The organism is Pseudomonas frederiksbergensis (assembly GCF_900105495.1).
In the GTDB taxonomy this organism is placed as follows: domain Bacteria; phylum Pseudomonadota; class Gammaproteobacteria; order Pseudomonadales; family Pseudomonadaceae; genus Aquipseudomonas; species Aquipseudomonas frederiksbergensis.
Genome location: NZ_FNTF01000002.1, coordinates 3835767 through 3854286, shown reverse-complemented (window position 1 = coordinate 3854286; position 18520 = coordinate 3835767). Strand labels below are relative to the sequence as shown.

Annotated in this window: 17 protein-coding genes and 1 pseudogene; 11 read left to right on the top strand and 7 right to left on the bottom strand. The window is 58.8% G+C overall.

The window, feature by feature from the left end; all coding sequences use genetic code 11:
- Nucleotides 1–39: 39 nt before the first annotated feature.
- The 3 genes from BLW70_RS18275 to BLW70_RS18265 form a co-directional block, all read right to left on the bottom strand.
- Nucleotides 40–1326 carry an ATP-binding protein gene (locus BLW70_RS18275; RefSeq protein WP_074876244.1) on the bottom strand — a complete coding sequence of 429 codons (1287 nt, stop codon included), beginning with the start codon at nt 1324–1326 and terminating at the stop codon, nt 40–42.
- Entirely contained in the window at nt 1327–2034 is a 708-nt protein-coding gene (locus BLW70_RS18270) for a winged helix-turn-helix domain-containing protein (RefSeq protein ID WP_074876242.1), read from the bottom strand.
- Nucleotides 2035–2188: 154 nt separating this feature from the next.
- Nucleotides 2189–2797: a MiaE family protein gene (locus tag BLW70_RS18265; RefSeq protein ID WP_074876240.1), complete on the bottom strand. Its 609-nt coding sequence runs from the start codon at nt 2795–2797 to the stop codon at nt 2189–2191.
- Between the two features lie 160 nt (nt 2798–2957).
- On the opposite strand from BLW70_RS18265, the gene BLW70_RS18260 reads away from it, so the two are divergent.
- Nucleotides 2958–3821, top strand: a complete 864-nt coding sequence (locus BLW70_RS18260; RefSeq protein WP_074876238.1) for a universal stress protein — start codon at nt 2958–2960, stop codon at nt 3819–3821.
- A 121-nt stretch (nt 3822–3942) separates the two neighbouring features.
- On the opposite strand, the gene BLW70_RS18255 is transcribed toward BLW70_RS18260, so the two are convergent.
- Nucleotides 3943–4413, bottom strand: coding sequence for a DUF1289 domain-containing protein (locus BLW70_RS18255; RefSeq protein ID WP_008149863.1), 471 nt, complete (start codon nt 4411–4413; stop codon nt 3943–3945).
- A 409-nt stretch (nt 4414–4822) separates the two neighbouring features.
- Here BLW70_RS18255 and acnB point away from each other — a divergent pair, with 409 nt between their 5' ends.
- The gene (gene acnB / locus BLW70_RS18250; RefSeq protein ID WP_074876236.1) at nt 4823–7432 is read left to right on the top strand and encodes a bifunctional aconitate hydratase 2/2-methylisocitrate dehydratase; all 2610 of its coding nucleotides are present in this window, start codon (nt 4823–4825) and stop codon (nt 7430–7432) included.
- Between the two features lie 219 nt (nt 7433–7651).
- On the opposite strand, the gene BLW70_RS18245 is transcribed toward acnB, so the two are convergent.
- A complete protein-coding gene (locus BLW70_RS18245; RefSeq protein ID WP_074876234.1) occupies nt 7652–8932 on the bottom strand; it encodes a serine/threonine transporter in 1281 nt (426 codons plus the stop codon).
- A gap of 271 nt (nt 8933–9203) precedes the next feature.
- On the opposite strand from BLW70_RS18245, the gene BLW70_RS18240 reads away from it, so the two are divergent.
- The 6 genes and pseudogenes from BLW70_RS18240 (at nt 9204) to BLW70_RS18215 (ending at nt 14346) form a co-directional block, all read left to right on the top strand.
- Nucleotides 9204–9587, top strand: a complete 384-nt coding sequence (locus tag BLW70_RS18240; RefSeq protein WP_074876231.1) for a tautomerase family protein — start codon at nt 9204–9206, stop codon at nt 9585–9587.
- A gap of 83 nt (nt 9588–9670) precedes the next feature.
- Nucleotides 9671–9835, top strand: a pseudogene (locus tag BLW70_RS31315) (isochorismatase family protein); the annotation flags it as partial.
- 163 nt (nt 9836–9998) lie between these two features.
- The gene (locus tag BLW70_RS18230) at nt 9999–10958 is read left to right on the top strand and encodes a 2-hydroxyacid dehydrogenase (RefSeq protein ID WP_074876229.1); all 960 of its coding nucleotides are present in this window, start codon (nt 9999–10001) and stop codon (nt 10956–10958) included.
- A gap of 145 nt (nt 10959–11103) precedes the next feature.
- Nucleotides 11104–12171 (top strand): phosphotransferase family protein, encoded by a 1068-nt coding sequence (locus BLW70_RS18225; protein WP_074876227.1) that lies wholly within the window; start codon nt 11104–11106, stop codon nt 12169–12171.
- Between the two features lie 33 nt (nt 12172–12204).
- Nucleotides 12205–12972: an SDR family oxidoreductase gene (locus BLW70_RS18220; protein WP_008149805.1), complete on the top strand. Its 768-nt coding sequence runs from the start codon at nt 12205–12207 to the stop codon at nt 12970–12972.
- Nucleotides 12973–13230: 258 nt separating this feature from the next.
- Complete coding sequence (locus tag BLW70_RS18215) at nt 13231–14346, top strand: Gfo/Idh/MocA family protein (protein ID WP_074876225.1); 1116 nt, start codon at nt 13231–13233, stop codon at nt 14344–14346.
- 414 nt (nt 14347–14760) lie between these two features.
- Here the strand turns inward: BLW70_RS18215 and BLW70_RS18210 are convergent, their stop codons facing one another.
- On the bottom strand, nt 14761–15009 hold the full coding sequence (locus BLW70_RS18210) for a DUF1652 domain-containing protein (protein WP_074876224.1): 249 nt from the start codon (nt 15007–15009) through the stop codon (nt 14761–14763).
- A gap of 129 nt (nt 15010–15138) precedes the next feature.
- On the bottom strand, nt 15139–16635 hold the full coding sequence (locus BLW70_RS18205; RefSeq protein WP_074876222.1) for a helix-turn-helix transcriptional regulator: 1497 nt from the start codon (nt 16633–16635) through the stop codon (nt 15139–15141).
- Nucleotides 16636–16939: 304 nt separating this feature from the next.
- Between BLW70_RS18205 and BLW70_RS18200 the strand changes: the two genes are divergently transcribed.
- The 3 genes from BLW70_RS18200 (at nt 16940) to BLW70_RS18190 (ending at nt 18452) form a co-directional block, all read left to right on the top strand.
- A complete protein-coding gene (locus BLW70_RS18200; RefSeq protein ID WP_074876220.1) occupies nt 16940–17398 on the top strand; it encodes a hemerythrin domain-containing protein in 459 nt (152 codons plus the stop codon).
- Between the two features lie 203 nt (nt 17399–17601).
- Complete coding sequence (locus BLW70_RS18195; RefSeq protein WP_074876218.1) at nt 17602–18036, top strand: YeeE/YedE family protein; 435 nt, start codon at nt 17602–17604, stop codon at nt 18034–18036.
- A 2-nt stretch (nt 18037–18038) separates the two neighbouring features.
- Nucleotides 18039–18452, top strand: coding sequence for a DUF6691 family protein (locus BLW70_RS18190; RefSeq protein ID WP_074876216.1), 414 nt, complete (start codon nt 18039–18041; stop codon nt 18450–18452).
- Nucleotides 18453–18520: the final 68 nt, after the last annotated feature.

The window sequence follows — 18520 nt, the reverse complement described above, 5'->3', positions numbered from 1 at the left end:
GCGGGCTTGCCCGCGAAGGGGTCCGCAAGAGCGGCGCAATTAATCCTGGTGCGCCCAGGTCATGCGAAACGACGCCCCGCCCCACGGCGAATCCGCCACTTCCACTTGCCCGCCATGGGATTGCGACACCCGCCGCACCAACGCCAGGCCCAGGCCGAAGCCACCGGTGCGGCGGTCGCGGCTGGCGTCCAGGCGCGAGAACGGCTCGAAGATTTTCTCCCGCCCGTCCATCGGCACGCCTGGCCCGTCGTCGTTGACCCGCACTTCGTAGTGATCACCGGTGCGAACCAATGACACCTCCACCCGCCCATCGGCATAACGAATGGCATTGCGCAACAGGTTGATCACCGCCCGGGCCATGAAGCGCGGCTCGATGCGGACCTCATCGACCTGGCACTCGACAATCAGCAATTGCACACCAGCGGCTTCAGCTTCCAGCGCGACGCTGCCGAGCACACTGTCGAGCCAGCTGCTGGCCTGAATGTTTTCCCGAGTGATCACCGTGGCGCCGCGCTCGAGGCTGGCATAGGTGAGCAGTTCGGACACCATCTCTTCGAGCTCGCCGAGGTCGGCGTACATGTCGGCAATCAGTTCACGGTTCTGGGTCGGATCGGGTTGTTGCTTGAGCTGGTCCAGCTCGAAAGACAGTCGGGCAATCGGCGTGCGCAATTCATGGGACACCGCGTTGGTCAGCTCGCGCTGATTGGCAATCAGGCTTTCGATGCGCGCCGCCATCAGGTTGAAATGTTCGGACAGGTCGCGGATGTTCGAGCGCTTGGACAGCTGGATCCGCGATGACAGGTCGTTATCGCCAAAACGCTCGGCCGCCAGACGCAGCTTTTCCAGATCGCGCCAGTGCGGGCGCACCCAGAATAACAACACGAACCCGATCATCACCGCGATCATCAGATAGGCCGCGGCAATGTAGAACGACATCAGACTCGGCTCAGCCGGCAGCATGATGCTGAGCAGTTGCGAACCGTCGTCAATGCGCGAGATGAATTGCGTGTACTTTTCACGAATCACCAGCAGGCCCTGGGCCAACTCGGCTTTCTCCTGATCGCTCAGGGACAATTGGTCGGTCTCGACCAGGGTCAGGCCCAAGCCGTAGTGGGGGCGCACCGCGTCCAGTTGTCGCTCCCGGGCCGCCCCGTCCAGGCCGCGCAACTGCTCGGCCAGCGACCAGGCCTGGCCCCGCACCGCCTCGCGGTTGTAGCTCTGCATCTGACCGTCGAGCAGCGCATTGAACGCGCGATCGACCGTTTGCAGCCCCAGGACCAGGCCAACCGTCATCACCAGAAACAGCCCCAAAAATAACCGCAGCATTCACCGCTCCCACGCAAACGGATTGAACAGATAACCCTTGCCCCATACGGTCTTGATACACAGCGGCTCTCGAGGGTTGTCCTTGAGCTTGCCCCGTAGTTTGCTGATGTAGACGTCAACGCTGCGGTTCAGGCCGTCGAAAGCGATGCCGCGCATGCGGTTGAGAATATCGTCACGGGACAGGATTTTTCCGGCAGCGCTGGCCAGCAACCACAGCAGTTCGAACTCCATGGTGGTGAGTTCGATGCCCTCTCCCGCCAGCCGCACTACCCGGCAGCTGCGGTCGATACTCAGATGGCCGAATTCCAGAGCGCTGCACACGCCGCTGTCCGGCATCTGGCGGCGTTGCAAGGCGCGTAACCGGGCGAGCAGAACCGGCGGCTTGATCGGTTTGATCACGTAGTCATCGGCACCGGACTCCAGGCCGAGGATGTGGTCAAGGTCGTCTTCCTTGGCGGTAAGAATGACGATCGGCGTGTCGGACACGCTACGGATCTCGCGGCACACGTGCAGGCCGCTCTGGCCCGGCAGCATCAGGTCGAGCACGACGACTTTCGGTTTGAATTCGAGGAACGCGGCCAATGCGAGGTCGCCGCGGTGCACCTGCCGGACTTCAAAACCATGTTGCGACAGGAAATGCGCGATCAGCCCGGCGAGCTTCTCGTCGTCTTCCACCAGCAGTACTTTGCCAAAACCCAGGCTATCCATAACGACCGTCTGCCAACCCTTGTGAGAAGTGGCCGGCATTATGGCGCCAATCGGTGACCGGACGGTTATCGCAGGCAGCAAAAACCGGCCTCGGGGGCCGGTTTTCGGAGATGTTTCATACTTTTAAGAGTTTTTTACATTTGCCGTCGAAGCGTCAGGCGGCCGCTGGCACACCGCTGTGGAAACGAAACTCCACGTCCGGCGACTCGATCAGCTCTTGCTCGGCGGTGCGAACCCTGTCGATCACCTGGGCGATGTCCTTGGCGTCACCGTACTGGTAGGCCAGTTTCAGGTAACCCTGGAAATGCCGGGCCTCGCTTTTCAGCAGGCCGAAATAGAACTTGCCCAAATCTTCATCCAGGTGCGGCACCAGCGCTTCAAAGCGCTCGCAGCTACGGGCTTCGATAAAGGCGCCGACCACCAGGGTGTCCACCAGTTTGACCGGCTCGTGGCTGCGCACCACTTTGCGCAGGCCCGAAGCGTAGCGCCCGGCGGACAGCTGACGCAGCTCGATCTTGCGCTTTTTCATCAGGCGCATGACCTGTTCATGGTGAACCAGCTCTTCCCGGGCCAGTCGCGACATCAGGTTGATCAGATCGACGTGGGAGTGATACTTGGCAATCAGGCTCAACGCGGTACTGGCGGCCTTGAATTCACAGTTTTTGTGATCGATCAGCAGGGTTTCCTGATCAGCCAGCGCGGCCTGAACCCAGCCATCGGGGGTGCGGCAGCCGAGGAACTCGTGAATTTCGGGAAGGATCATGGGGCTCACGGACAAGAGGTTCAAAATCGAAGGGCGCCGATTATACCGGCCTGCCAGCAGACCACCAGTCGCGACCGTTGATATACATCAAGTCCCGAATGGCCAGCCAGCAACTATAGTTGTCCAACGCAGTATTTTTTACTTCATGGAGATCCCGATCATGCAAGCCATTCGCAGCATTCTGGTGGTCCTCGAACCTGAACACTCGGAAAGCCTGGCGCTCAAACGGGCCAAGCTAATTGCCGGCGTGACCCAGGCTCATCTGCATCTGCTGGTCTGCGACCGCAAGCATGACCACAGCGGCATGTTGGGCGTGCTCAAGGCCGCGCTGATAGAGGACGGCTACAGCGTCACCACCGAGCAGGCGTGGAACGAAAGCCTGCACGAAACCATTGTCGATGTGCAGCAGGCTGAAGGCTGCGGACTGGTGATCAAACAACATTACCCCGACAGCCCGCTGAAAAAAGCCCTGCTGACCCCGGCGGACTGGAAACTGCTGCGTTACTGCCCGACGCCGGTGCTGCTGGTCAAAACCTCGAAACCCTGGACTGGCGGGGTCATTCTGGCGGCAATCGATGTCGGTAATACCGATGCCGAACACCGCACCTTGCACGCTTGTATCGTCGATCACGGTTACGACATCGCCAGCCTGGCGAAGGCCCATTTGCACGTGGTCAGCGCCCATCCATCGCCGATGCTGTCGGCGGCCGACCCGACGTTACAGCTCAGCGAAACCATCGAGGCGCGCTATCGCGAACAGTGCAAATCGTTTCAGGCCGAATTCGATATTGATGACGAGCACCTGCATATCGAGGAAGGCCCGGCGGATGTGTTGATTCCGTTCATGGTCCACAAGCTGCAAGCGGCGGTGACGGTGATTGGTACCGTGGCGCGGTCCGGTTTGTCAGGGGCGTTGATCGGCAATACGGCGGAAGTGGTGCTCGATGCGGTGGAGAGCGATGTGCTGGTGCTGAAGCCGGACACGATCATGGACCATCTGGAGGAGATCGTGACCCAGCATTGATATAGGCAGCGCCAATAAGGACGCCTTCGCGGGCAAGCCACGCTCCCACAGGGTTCGTGTCGATCACAACCATTGTGCACGACACAAACCCTGTGGGAGCGTGGCTTGCCCGCGATGCTTTTCAGCCGCCGAACGCGTCTTTGAGGAAACCGGGCGCAATGTAGCGCTGGTAATGCGCCTCGGAGAGCAAAAAGAATTCCCGATCAATGGCATCCCGCAGTTCCGGCAGGTTCCAGTCGCGAAACTCCGGCATCAGCACCATCCCGTAGGCTTCCAGGTTGTTGATGACCCGCGCGCCCCGGGCGATCAACTGATACGCCCAGCAATATTCCGACTGATGCGGCACAAAGCGGATCTTGCGCTGCTCCAGCTGCAGACGCAGGCGCTGGGGATCGAAAACTTCAAGCTTGCTGGCCATCACCTGGGACAGCAATAGCTCAAGACGCAGCCACACCGCGCGCTTTTCCTCCTCGTTGTAACCATTCCAGTTGATCACTTCATGGTGGAAACGCTTGCAGCCTCGGCACACCAAATCACCGTAAACAGTGGAGCAGAGGCCGACGCAGGGGGTCTTGATGGTCTGATTGGGCATAGGTTGGGAGAGCACGGGAAAGCAGAACAGGTCGGCATGTTAGCCCTTTGTCTAACATTCATCACCCCTCAAAGTTCGAGGGCCAACTTACCTTTAAATTTTTTTTGCCGTAGAATCAGCCAGCCTTTTAAGGCGCCAATGTCCGTTAGAAGCTGTTTTCAAAGCGTCACGAGCACAGTCGTTCCTTCAGAGCGGTGTTGGCGAAGGGTTTTTCCAGCGGGGAAAAGCCCAACGCCAACCCTCATCAGCTCCCCCGTTCTGCAGGCGTAAAACTTTGAAAGCAGCTTCTGTAAGGAATTGTCGGTAATTCTGGCTAAGCGGCCCACAACGCCACGCAGCGCATGAGTACGGCAATTTCGGGATGAGCGTCCCGGACACCCATTTGGGACCACTGATGAGGGTAATAACTGTGCTTGAAGCCTACCGCAAACATATCGAAGAGCGTGCAGCACTGGGTATCGTTCCCCAGCCGCTAAACGCCGAACAAACTGCAGGCCTGGTCGAGCTGCTGAAGAATCCCCCGGCGGGCGAAGAAGCTTTCCTCGTTGACCTGATCACCAATCGCATTCCGCCAGGTGTGGACGAAGCAGCCTATGTAAAGGCCGGTTTCCTGTCTGCCCTCGCCAAAGGCGAAGCAAAATCCCCTCTGATCGACAAGAAACGCGCTGTTGAACTGCTCGGCACCATGCAGGGCGGCTACAACATCGTGACGCTGGTCAATCTGCTGGAAGACGCCGAACTGGCGCCAGTCGCTGCCGAAGAACTCAAGCACACCCTGCTGATGTTCGACGCTTTCCACGACGTCGCTGAAAAAGCCAAGAACGGCAACGTTCACGCTAAAGGCGTGCTGCAATCCTGGGCTGACGGCGAGTGGTTCAAGAACCGCCCTGTCCTGGCCGACAAGATCAGCCTTCGCGTGTTCAAGGTCACCGGCGAAACCAACACCGACGACCTGTCCCCTGCTCCGGACGCCTGGTCCCGCCCGGACATCCCGCTGCACGCCCTCGCCATGCTGAAAATGGCCCGTGAAGGCATCGTGCCTGACGTCCAGGGCGTCACCGGCCCGATGAAGCAGATCGAAGAAATGCGCAACTCCGGCTTCCCGATCGCCTACGTCGGTGACGTGGTCGGTACCGGTTCTTCGCGTAAATCCGCCACCAACTCGGTGCTGTGGTTCTTCGGCGACGACGTTCCTTTCGTACCGAACAAGCGTGCCGGTGGTTTCTGCTTCGGCAGCAAAATCGCTCCGATCTTCTACAACACCATGGAAGACGCGGGCGCACTGCCAATCGAATTCGACGTTACCAACATGCACATGGGCGACGTGATCGACCTGTACCCGCATGCTGGCAAAGTCTGCAAGCACGGCACTGACGAAGTCCTGACCACCTTCGAAATGAAGACTCCGGTGCTGTTGGACGAAGTTCGCGCTGGCGGCCGGATTCCGCTGATCATCGGTCGCGGCCTGACCGATAAGGCCCGTGCCGAATTGGGCCTGGGCCCTACCGACCTGTTCAAGCTGCCTGAAGCACCTGTCGACACCGGCAAAGGCTTCACCCTGGCACAGAAAATGGTCGGCAAGGCGTGCGGCCTGCCAGAAGGCAAAGGCGTTCGTCCTGGCACCTACTGCGAACCGAAGATGACCACCGTCGGCTCCCAGGACACCACCGGTCCGATGACCCGTGACGAACTGAAAGACCTGGCGTGCCTGGGCTTCTCGACCGATCTGGTGATGCAGTCCTTCTGCCACACCGCGGCTTACCCTAAGCCGATCGACGTGACCACCCACCACACCCTGCCAGACTTCATCATGACCCGCGGCGGCGTTTCCCTGCGTCCGGGCGACGGCATCATCCACAGCTGGCTGAACCGTATGCTGCTGCCGGACACCGTCGGTACCGGTGGTGACTCGCACACCCGTTTCCCGATGGGCATTTCGTTCCCGGCCGGTTCCGGTCTGGTCGCGTTTGCCGCAGCCACTGGCGTTATGCCGCTGGACATGCCGGAATCGATCCTGGTGCGCTTCAAAGGCAAAATGCAACCGGGCGTCACCCTGCGTGACCTGGTTCACGCCATTCCTTACTTCGCGATTCAGGCTGGCCTGCTGACCGTCGAGAAGAAAGGCAAGAAGAACGCCTTCTCCGGCCGCATCCTGGAAATCGAAGGCCTGGACAACCTGAGCATCGAGCAAGCGTTCGAGCTGTCCGACGCCTCGGCCGAACGTTCGGCTGCCGGTTGCACCATCAAGCTGTCGAAAGAGTCGATCACCGAGTACCTGAGCTCCAACGTCACCCTGCTGCGCTGGATGATCGGCGAAGGCTACGGCGATGCGCGCACCCTGGAACGTCGTGCTCAAGCGATGGAAGCCTGGATCGCCAACCCTGAGTTGATGGTTGCCGATGCTGACGCCGAATACGCTGAAATCATCGAAATCGACCTGGCCGACATCAAGGAGCCTGTGCTCTGCGCGCCAAACGATCCGGACGACGCCCGTCTGCTGTCCAGCGTTGCTGGCGAGAAAATCGACGAAGTGTTCATCGGTTCGTGCATGACCAACATCGGCCACTTCCGCGCTGCCGGCAAGTTGCTGGAACAGGTCAAAGGCCAGCTGCCAACCCGTCTGTGGCTATCGCCGCCGACCAAAATGGACGCTCACCAGCTGACCGAAGAAGGCTACTACGGCATCTACGGCAAGGCCGGCGCACGCATGGAAATGCCGGGCTGCTCGCTGTGCATGGGTAACCAGGCACGTGTAGAACCGAACTCCACTGTTGTGTCGACGTCGACCCGTAACTTCCCGAACCGTCTGGGTGACGGCGCGAACGTCTACCTGGCTTCGGCCGAGCTGGCGTCTGTTGCTTCCATCCTGGGTCGCCTGCCGACCGTCGAGGAGTACATGGAATACGCTGGCAAGATCGACAGCATGGCGGCCGATGTCTACCGCTACCTGTCCTTCGACCAGATCGCCGAGTTCCGTGAAGCTGCTGCGAACGCCAACATCCCGGTCGTTCAAGCCTAACGCTGCAACGCAATAAAAAACGCCGCCCATCGTGAGATGAGCGGCGTTTTTTTATGCCTGAAGAAATATGGGGCCCACTGCCTGGCTTACCTGAAGAACGAGGCGCCCCCCATCGCGAGCAGGCTCGCTCCCACAGGAACGGGTGCAGAACCTGTGGGAGTGAGCCTGCTCGCGATAGCGGACTCACAGCCCCATAGAAACGTCAGTGGTCGCTCAAATTCAAGCTGTCAGCGAATAGATCAACGCCGAAATCGCCACCAGGCCCACCGCCGTCACGAAGACGTTGGAAGCCTGACCGCGATAACGCGCCATGGCCGGAACCTTGCGGATTGCGTACATCGGCATCAGGAACAGGATCGCGGCGATGATCGGACCACCGAGGGTTTCGATCATCCCCAGAATGCTCGGGTTCAGCGTGGCAACGATCCAGCAGACCACCAGCATGAAGGCGGCAGTCATGCGATCGAGGGTCTTCGGTGCCGGGCGCTTGCCACTCTTCACGATCAGACCTTTAAGGCCTTCGCTGGCGCCGATGTAGTGGCCAAGGAACGACTTGGAAATGGCCACGAACGCAATCAACGGCGCCGCGAAGGCGATGGTCGGGTTGCTGAAGTGGTTGGCCAGGTACGACAGGATCGACAGGTTCTGCGCCTTGGCTTCCGCCAGTTGCGCCGGCGACAGGGTCAGCACGCAACTGAACACGAAGAACAACACCATCACCACCATCAAGAGGTGGGCCCGGGACAGGATCTGCGAGCTGCGCTCTTCGGCGTGATCGCCGTAACGACGCTTCTGGTCCACCGCGAACGCCGAGATGATCGGCGAATGGTTGAACGAGAACACCATCACCGGAATCGCCAGCCACAGCGTATGCAACAGTGCCGAGGGTTCCGGCAGTGTCGATGCGGTGGCGAGAATGCCGCCGTTCCAGTGTGGAATCAGGAACACCGCGAGGAACAGCAGCGCAACAATGAACGGATAAACCATCAGGCTCATCGCCTTGACGATCACCTGCTCGCCGCAACGCACCACCGCCAACAGGCCGAGGATCAGCACCAGCGACAGCACGGCGCGCGGTGGCGGCATGATGTGCAATTGATGCTCGAGGAAACTGCCCACGGTATTGGTCAGGGCCACGCTATAAATCAGCAGGATCGGGAAGATCGCAAAGAAATACAGCAAGGTGATCAGCGCACCAGCCTTGATCCCGAAGTGCTCTTCCACGACTTCAGTGATGTCCGCGCCTTCGCGTCCGGACAACACGAAGCGGGTCAGGCCACGGTGTGCGTAAAACGTCATGGGGAACGCCAACACCGCCAGGACCAGCAACGGCCAGAAGCCGCCCAGACCCGCGTTGATCGGCAAAAACAGCGTGCCGGCCCCGATGGCTGTGCCAAACAGGCCCAGCATCCAGGTGGTGTCATGGCGATTCCAGCTCTCAAGCGTCGCTGGTGCCGTCGATACATAGCGTTCGTCGACGCTATTGGCCTGATCATTCATCCGGTGGGATCTCCGCATTCCGGTCAGTTGCTACCCGGTCAGGACGAGTCGGAAAAATCCGACAGGCAGCGCCCTGGCCGAAACAGGGGCGCGATTGTCCGGGATTAATCAGCAGAAGCAAAGACTTAGCTGAGGAGTGGTTGAACGGATCAGATGCTTGGCATCCCTTTATTGAATAGCTGTTCTAAAAAAATCTATCCAATAAAGGATTGTCGTCCTGTAATTTCGATTCCGACTGCTGGCCGTCAGCCCTTACCTGCGGAGCCCTCTCATGCCACTCGTTCGCGTCGACATCAAGAAGCATCAAGACCCTACTCACGCCAAACGTGTCGGGCAATTGATCTACGCCGCCCTGCACAGCGCCATCGCCGTGCCCGAGAACGATAACTTCCAGATTCTGGCCGAGCACGACGAACAGCATTTCATCTTTGATCCCGGCTACCTGGGCATCAATCGAACCGACAATCTGGTGGTGATTCAGATCACCCTGAGCGAAGGCCGCACGATCGAGCAGAAAAAACTCCTCTACAAAACCATCGCCGAGAGCCTTAACTCGGAACTGGCGGTGCGCCTGGAAGATGTATTCATCAATCTGGTGGAGGTAAAGAAAGAGAACTGGTCGTTTGGCAATGGAATAGCCCAGTACGTCAGCTGATTGCTGGCAGCCCGGATATTTCCCCCCCGGCTACGGCCGTTGACACACCCGCGACGCCGGGTGAACCCAAGGCCCCGCCAGCAATGGACCGGGGTCTTGTCGTTTCATCAGCGCTATTGATCATCGATATGCAGGTCGGTCTGTACCATGGCGCGGAAAAACCCTACGACGGTGAACGGGTACTGGCGAACATCCAGCAACTCATTCGTCAGGCCAGGGAGCGCAACATGCCGAAACGGTGCCTTCGCCAAGGTATTGAACACCGTGGATGTGTGAGCGCCAAGGAACGCTCCTACACTGAGGTCGCAGGCCACAAGCCTGCTATCTTTGGTTAATGCCAGACCGTTGCGCCATCAGCCATCCGAAGCGACGTTCGAGCCTCCGAACTACCGATGCCCACAGGAGCCCAGCATGCCCGCAACCGTTCTGGTACTGGTTGAAACCATCAATGAGTACCTGCCGATTCTCGAACATCAGGGTTTTCACCTGATTCTGGCTCCCACACCTGCCGAGCGCGCCGACGCCATCACGCGCCATGGCGCCCGGATCGATGCGGTGCTGACCCGTGGTCCATTGGGCTTGTATGCCGACGAAATCGCCGCCCTGCCCAATCTCAAGATCATCTGCGTGATCGGTGCCGGTTATGAACATGTCGACCTGCAAGCCGCCGCCAACCGGGGCATTACGGTCACCAATGGCGCCGGAGTCAACGCCTCTTCAGTCGCCGACCATGCCATGGCGATGCTGCTGTCGCTGGTGCGTGACATTCCCCGTTGCGATGCCGCCGTGCGCCGGGGTGAGTGGCCGAAAATCATGCGCCCTTCCCTGGCCGGCAAGCACCTGGGCATCCTGGGGCTCGGTGCGGTCGGCATGGCCATCGCCAAACGCGCCGCCCACGGCTTCGACATGACGATCAGTTACCACAACCGCCAGCATCGCAGCGACGTGCCGTACAGCTTCCGCTCGACGCCCACCGAACTGGCCCGGGAATCAGACTTTTTGATCGTCGCCACCCCTGGCGGGCTAGGCACCAAGCACCTGATCAACCGGCAAGTACTCGACGCTTTGGGCCCCCAGGGGTTCATCGTCAACATCGCCCGAGCCAGCGTGATCGTCACCGCCGACCTGATCAGCTCGCTTGAGCAGCGCAGGATTGCCGGCGCTGCGCTGGATGTCTTCGACACAGAACCCCAAGTCCCCAATGCCTTCAAGGCGTTGGCCAATGTGATCCTCACCCCGCATGTCGCCGGTTTGTCCCCGGAAGCCACTCAAGGCACCGTGGAGCTGGCAGGTCGCAATCTGGTGGCGTTCTTCTCCGGCAACCCGGTTTTGACCCCGATTGCCCTGCCATCGTCGATGAGCATGATCTGATTCACTATTCAAACAGATGTATCAAAAACAATGATTGTCCGGCAACACGCTCACCTATAAGGGCCGTTCGTGGTTGTGGGTGTCGGGTGTGCGCATTAGATTAGCCAATAGTCTCAGGCCTCCAGAATAAGCAGAAGGGATAAGCATGGCGCTTACTGACCAGTCCACCCGTATCCGCACCGGCGAAGAACTCGATGCCAGCCTGATCGATCCATACCTCAAGGCCCACATTCCGGGCCTGAGTGGTTTGCCGCAGATCAGCCAGTTTCCAGGCGGTGCGTCGAACCTCACCTACTTGCTGGAATACCCAGAACAGGAGTTCGTCCTGCGTCGCCCGCCCTTTGGCCACAAAGCCAAGTCCGCCCACGACATGGGCCGCGAGTTTCGCATCCTCAATCAGCTCCGGGACGGTTTTCCGTATTGCCCGAAAGCCTACGTGCACTGCACCGACGAATCGGTGATCAGCGCCGAGTTCTATGTGATGGAACGGGTCAAGGGGATCATCCTGCGTTCCGAACTGCCGCCGGAACTGGGTCTGGATTCGGCGAAAACCGAAACGCTGTGCAAGAGCTTCATCGACAAGTTCGTCGAACTGCACCGGGTCGACTACAACGCCTATGGCTTGGGTGACCTCGGCAAACCCGAAGGTTATGTCGCACGGCAGATCAAGGGCTGGAGCGATCGCTACGAGAAAGCCCTGACCCCGGACGCACCGAAGTGGGAAACGGTCAAAGCCTGGCTCAACGACAAGATGCCGGCCGATCACCCGACCTCCAGCATCGTCCACAACGACTACCGCTTCGACAACGTGATCCTCGACCCGAACAACCCGATGGAGATCATCGGCGTGCTCGACTGGGAACTGACCACCCTCGGCGATCCGCTGATGGACCTGGGCAACACTCTCGCCTACTGGATCGAAGCCGACGACCCGGCCCCGGTGCAATTGATGCGCCGCCAGCCAAGCCACGCCCCGGGCATGCTGACCCGCCGTGAGTTCGTCGATTACTACGCCGAGCGCGCTGGCATCCAGATCGACAACTTCGACTTCTACTACACCTACGGCTTGTTCCGCCTGGCCGGCATCGTGCAGCAGATCTACTACCGCTTCTTCCATGGCCAGACCCAGGACAAACGCTTCGCGCAGTTCATTCACATGAACAAACTGCTGGAGCAGATGAGCCTGCAAGTCATTTCGAAATCCAGCCTCTGATCACGCCACTGGCCCCAATAACAAGGAAAAACCATGTCCAAGACTCAGTTGTTCGACCTCGACGGCAAAATCGCATTTGTATCCGGCGCCAGCCGTGGCATCGGTGAAGCCATCGCCAAACTGCTGGCCCAGCAAGGCGCCCACGTCATCGTCTCGAGCCGCAAACTCGACGGCTGCCAGCACGTAGCCGACGCGATCATCGCCGCCGGCGGCAAAGCCACTGCGGTGGCGTGCCACATCGGTGAAATGGAACAGATCAGCCAGGTCTTCGCCGGCATCCGCGAACAGTTCGGGCGCCTGGACATCCTGGTCAACAACGCGGCGACCAACCCGCAGTTCTGCAACGTACTGGACACCGACCTCAGCGCTTTCCAGAAAACCGTCGATGTGAACATCCGCGGCTACTTCTTCATGTCGGTGGAAGCCGGCAAGCTGATGCGCGAAAACGGCGGCGGCAGCATCATCAACGTCGCGTCGATCAACGGCATCTCGCCAGGGATCTTCCAGGGCATCTACTCGGTGACCAAAGCGGCGGTCATCAACATGACCAAAGTGTTCGCCAAGGAATGCGCGCAGTTCGGCATCCGCTGCAATGCCCTGCTGCCGGGCCTGACCGACACCAAGTTTGCTTCGGCACTGGTGAAGAACGAGGCCATTTTGAACACCGCGCTGCAACAGATTCCGCTCAAGCGTGTAGCGGATCCGAGTGAGATGGCGGGAGCGGTGTTGTATCTGGCCAGTGATGCATCGAGTTACACCACCGGGGTTTCGTTGAATGTGGATGGTGGGTTCTTGTCCTGATCCGATGTAGCGGATGAACAAAAGGCAGCCTTCGGGCTGCCTTCTTTTTTGCGCTTATGATCGTTCCCACGCTCCGCGTGGGAATGCAGCCCGGGACGCTCCGCGTCCCAAAACGCACGCAGAACGTCCATTAAGGCATTCCCACGCACAACGTGGGAACGATCGCACGAAAGAATATTAATTCCACCATTTGCAAATAAGGAATATTTATTCCATAAATAGCCCCTCCTGAAAATAAAATCCAAAAGGACCCCGGCTATGCACGAACTCGGTATCGGACTCATCGGCACAGGTTTCATGGGCCGCGCCCATGCCTTGGCGTTTCGCAACGTCAGTGCGGTTTTCGAACTGCCCCTCAAACTCAAACTCGCCGCCCTGGCCGACGCTGATCCTCAGCGTGCCCGCCACTGCGCCGATGCCTGGGGTTTCGGCACGGCTCATAGCGACTGGCAGCAACTGATCGATGACCCCAAGGTCAATCTGATCGCCATCACCACGCCCAATCATCTGCACTACCCCATGGCCATGGCCGCCCTCGCCGCCGGCAAACCGGTGTATTGCGAAAAGCCGTTGGCCGTGAACCTGGAACAGGCCGACGCCATGCGCCTGGCGGCCAAAGCGGCGGGCGTGGTGACGCGGGTGGGTTACAACTATCAGCACAACCCGATGATCGGGCTGGCCCGGGAGCTGATTGAAAACGGTGACTTGGGTCAGATCATCAGTTTCCAGGGTGAATTCAGCGAAGATTTCATGGCCGATCCCGCATCCCCCTGGTCGTGGCGTTGCGATGCCAATCATGCCGGTGGCGCATTGGCCGATCTGGGCAGTCACTTGCTGGCCATGGCCCGTTATCTGGTGGGCGATGTCGAGGCAGTGAGCGCCGACACCCAGACCGTACACCGGCAACGTCCCGCCACGGCTGGCAGTCCGGAGCAACGCAGCATCGCCGTCGATGATCAGGTCCATGCCTTGTTGCGGTTTGCCAATGGCGCCCGGGGCACGTTCAGCAGCAGTTGGCTCAAGCACGGCTACAAGAATCATCTGAGTTTTGAAATCAGCGGCACCCGAGGAACGTTGGTGTTCGATCAGGAACGCCTGAATGAACTGCGTCTGTTCCGTGCCGGTCAGGACGGTTTCCAGCGCTTGCTGGCAGGTCCCAATCTGCCGGGTTATGCCGCGTTCAGTCCGGCGGCAGGGCATCAGCTTGGATACAACGAGCTCAAGACGCTGGAAGTCCATGAGCTGGTGTTGGCGCTGGCAGGCTTGTCTCAGGGGGGAACGGATTTCGAGCAGGCGTGGGAAGTCGAACGCCTGGCGACAGCGATCCGTTTGGCCGCACAAGAGTCGCGTTGGGTCAGGATCGAGGAAGTTTGAGCAAAACGCACAAATACTCGCCAGCGGCACAGCGCCGCTGGCGGTTCAACGTGAGCAAATACGTGCTTACTGAGTGACGCAACGAGTGAGCGTCGTTTCCCGGGTCACCTGCCCCTCAGCCCTCACATCGCCTTGCACATCAGTGTCTTCAGTGGTTTGGCAGGTGCGCACAGGGGGTGGAGGCGGTGCCGCGGGAGGTGGCGGCGGAGGACTGGCACACCCCCCGAGAATCGCCATGCAGAGTGCGAACGACAGTGTTGTAAAAGTGCGTTTCCCAAGACTTTTCATAGATTGACCCGCGGTAAGTGATCGAGATCTTCCGCGACCCAACATTCTCACCGCGTATCAGCGGACCGGTCACAGAAAAAATACTTTCGTATTCCTCATACGACCGCCGGCAAAACCTGACAGTTCCTAGGACATCTGGCGACAATGCAACGTGCTGCTCTCAAGTTCATAACGCAGCTCGTCGATCAATGCTGCCACCGCCTCCGGCGTTCTGAGGTTGGCCACGTTCAACCCACTGACCACCAGGTCCACCTCACCCGATACGGGATGATAGAGCTTCACCGTCAATGAATGATCACCCGTGACATTGCACTCACAGGCCAACGGGGAAAAGCTCCGCTCCAGTTGCATACGCAATTGCGCCACATGAATCATCCGGCAGTTCCTGTCGCTGTTTTGATAGGGAGGCGATACCCGCAGATCGGTATCGCACCCTCACAGACTAAGAACTGCCGCGCCCGTCCAGAACATGAATTTGCACCCCCTCGAGTAGTGCATTTGCACCTAACGCTGGGCCTTTGGCCGCCACTCGCTGGAGAACAAACCGCGCTCGCGAGCCCAGACAATCGCCTCGCTGCGACTGTGAACGTCGAGTTTGGAATACACCGTCGAGACATGATTGCGCACGGTGTTCGGCGCAAGTTTGAGCCGTGCGGCGATTTCCTTGTCGGCCAGGCCTTCGCAAATGAGGCCGAGCACATCACGCTCGCGGGCAGTCAGGTCGGTGAAAGACACACTAGGCAACAGCGGCGAGTTGACGTTTTTTACGTTAGCGAGTTTCTCGATGAGCGTGCGGCTGAACCAGGAAGCGTCCTTCATGACCTCTTCGATCGCCGACACCAACTCCAGCTCTGTGCGTTTACGTTCGGTGATGTCCATGAACACCAGCAGGTAGCAGGGCCTGTCCTGAATGTTCACGGTGTCGGCCGAGACCGCGCAATCGATGAGCCCGGCGCCTTTCTTGCGTACCCGGACATCGACACGATCCACGCTTCCGTTTTTTTCCAGCGCGGTAAACAGTTGCGCGCGGGCGCCTTTGTCATCGATAAAATCGATCTGCGTGACCGATTTGCCAAGCACTTCTTCACTGGTGTACGCGAGCGTATCGAGGAAGGCTTCATTGACGTCCATCACCACCTGATCGACGGCGTTGCACACCAGGATCGGCACTGGGGTCAGTCGAAAAGCCTTGGCAAAACGTTCCTCGCTCTGGCGCAGGGCGACTTCGGCCTTATGCCGAGGCTCGATGTCGACGAAGGAAAACAGCATGCAGGCTTCATCGTTCAGCTCAAGGGGCTGGCCGGCGACGATCACCTGTTTGCTGCCACCTTCGGCTAACTGCAGCTGCGCCTGCATTTGCGGAATGGTCACCCCTTCGCGCAACCGCTGCTTGGCCAGGTCTCTGTTTTCGGCGCCCTCCAGCACGTCCAGTTCATAGGTCGAACGGCCGATCACCTGATCACGGGTATAGCCGGTCATCTCCAGAAAGCCCGGGTTGACTTTGATATAGCGCAAATCGCTGAGGCGACAGATCACCGCCGGGGCCGGGTTGGCATTGAAGGTTTTTTCGAAACGCTGTTCGGCGCTGGCCCACTCCGTAACATCGTTCATGATCAGCACCAGCGACTCCGGTTTGCCAGCGCTGTCGGCCAACACCATGCTGCGCACGCTGTGAACCCAGGTGCGCTCTTCGTCGGCGGCGGGCGTCACTTCAACCAATACATCGCTGAAGGACTCGCCTCGGGCGACGCGGCTGATCGGATAGTTGTCGGTCTGAACCGGATGATTATTGCGATAACGCAAGGCGAAGCGCTTGGCGTACTCGTTGGCATTCGCCCCCAGCTCGCTGAGTTGCCCGACGCCGTGCATGGCCAACGCGGCGTCATTGGCCCAGAGAAGGGTCTGGTCGAGTTCCAGCAGAATCACCCCGTCGGACAGCCCGGCGATGATCTGCTGCAACTGACGGCGATTGGTTTCGGTGGTCAGGACGTCCTGGCTCATTGGATCTCCACGCGTACGGCGGCGCCTTCATGCGCCGCCCTGTGAAGATTACGACCGCGAGGGGGTGGGATAGTGCAAATGGCTCACCTGCGGGAACTTGCGAACGCGCCCCCTGTAACGAGGACGGCAAATTTCCGGAGGTGAGATCTTTGTGCTCGCCTATACTGAAAAGGGTAAACAGTTCTGCCGAGCTCGATTACTAAATCATTGATAAATATGGTGATTTAATAGCCTTGGTATCCTTGGAGGTTGCTGGTTAAAGATATTTCTCTGTGATGATTGGGTGTCGTAACGAGGATTTGATATGAACGTCTTGTTGAAAGAACTTCAGGCCTATCATCATGAGGTGGCTATAAAAATCACTCGGATCAAAGAGTTGCTGAGAAAAATGAAGCATGAATCCGATGCTGCTGATGACTGCAAGCGGTTGTTCAAGATGCTGGAAGCCTTGCATGGTGATGCAGAGCGACACCACCACGAAAATGAAGAACTGATTCGGCTGGCCTTGCTAACGACTGAGGCACCGATCCACCAACGGGTCAAGGATATCGAGCGAGATCACCAGGCATTTGGGCGCATTGCCGGACAGTTGAAGACATTGGAGGACACAACTCTGGAAACGAGAGTAATTGCTGACACTGTCGATGACTTCATCAAAAAATACTTCGATCATATGGACTCGGAGGAAAATATTTTCTTTCCGTTGGCAGATAAATGGCTGTCAGACGATCAGTGGCAGGAAATAACGCGTCAATGGCATTAGTTGGCGTTCACCGTATACCTTCAATATTGCAAATCCCTTCGCTTTGGCGCGCAACATTGCTGCACTGAGTCACTGCACAGCCTCAATCAGTGCCGCGACAAAAAACTTTGATCTTTTGGTCGTAGCGCCCTCTCGCCGCGGCTGCCCTAAACTCGCGTAAACAATTGATTTAATGCTGTCCCTTATCTGCCTGGAGAGTTTCCATGATCCTGGATACGTTACATTTCACGCCTTGGTCCGCGTTGGCAGGCGGTGCGTTGATCGGCTTGGCGGCGAGCGTGATGGTCGTGGCCAACGGACGGGTCGCCGGGATCAGCGGATTACTCGGCAGTCTCCTATCGCCAGGTGATTCGGGACGGGGCGAAAAAGCCTTATTCATCCTCGGGCTTCTGGCGGCGCCCCTGTTGTGGGCGCTGTTTGAGGTATGGCCGGCCATTGAATTCAAGACCGGCACCGTGGGGCTGATCATCGCCGGGTTGTGCGTCGGGATCGGCACCCGTTATGGCTCCGGTTGCACCAGTGGCCACGGGGTGTGCGGTATCTCGCGGTTGTCCCCGCGCTCCATCGTCGCGACGTTGTGCTTCATGTTCGCGGGCTTTGTGACCGTGTTTGTGCTGCGCCATCTGCTGGGGTTTTGAACATGAAAAAACTCACGGCTTTCCTCGCAGGCCTCTTGTTCGGCATCGGCCTGCTGTTGGCCGGCATGGCCAATCCGGCCAAAGTACTGGCGTTCCTCGATATCACCGGTCTGTGGGATCCCTCCCTGGCGCTGGTGATGATCGGGGCGATTGCCATGGCCTGGGTGCCGTTTCATTGGGCCATGAAACAATCCAAGGCGTTGCTGGGAGGGCCGATGCAGTTGCCGGTCAGTCGTGAACTGGATCGGCGCTTGATCGGTGGTAGTTTGCTGTTCGGGGTCGGTTGGGGCATTGCGGGGATCTGCCCCGGGCCGGCACTGGTGCTGTTGCCGACGGGGCATTGGCAGGCGTGGGTGTTTGCGATTGCCATGCTGGCGGGAATGTTGATGTTCAGCGTGTTGCAAGCGCGTCGATAAATCGCCTCGCCTGGTTCAATGTCCAGAGGTCGTAACCTTCGGCGGCGCAGTCATTGCCGAAGGCTACG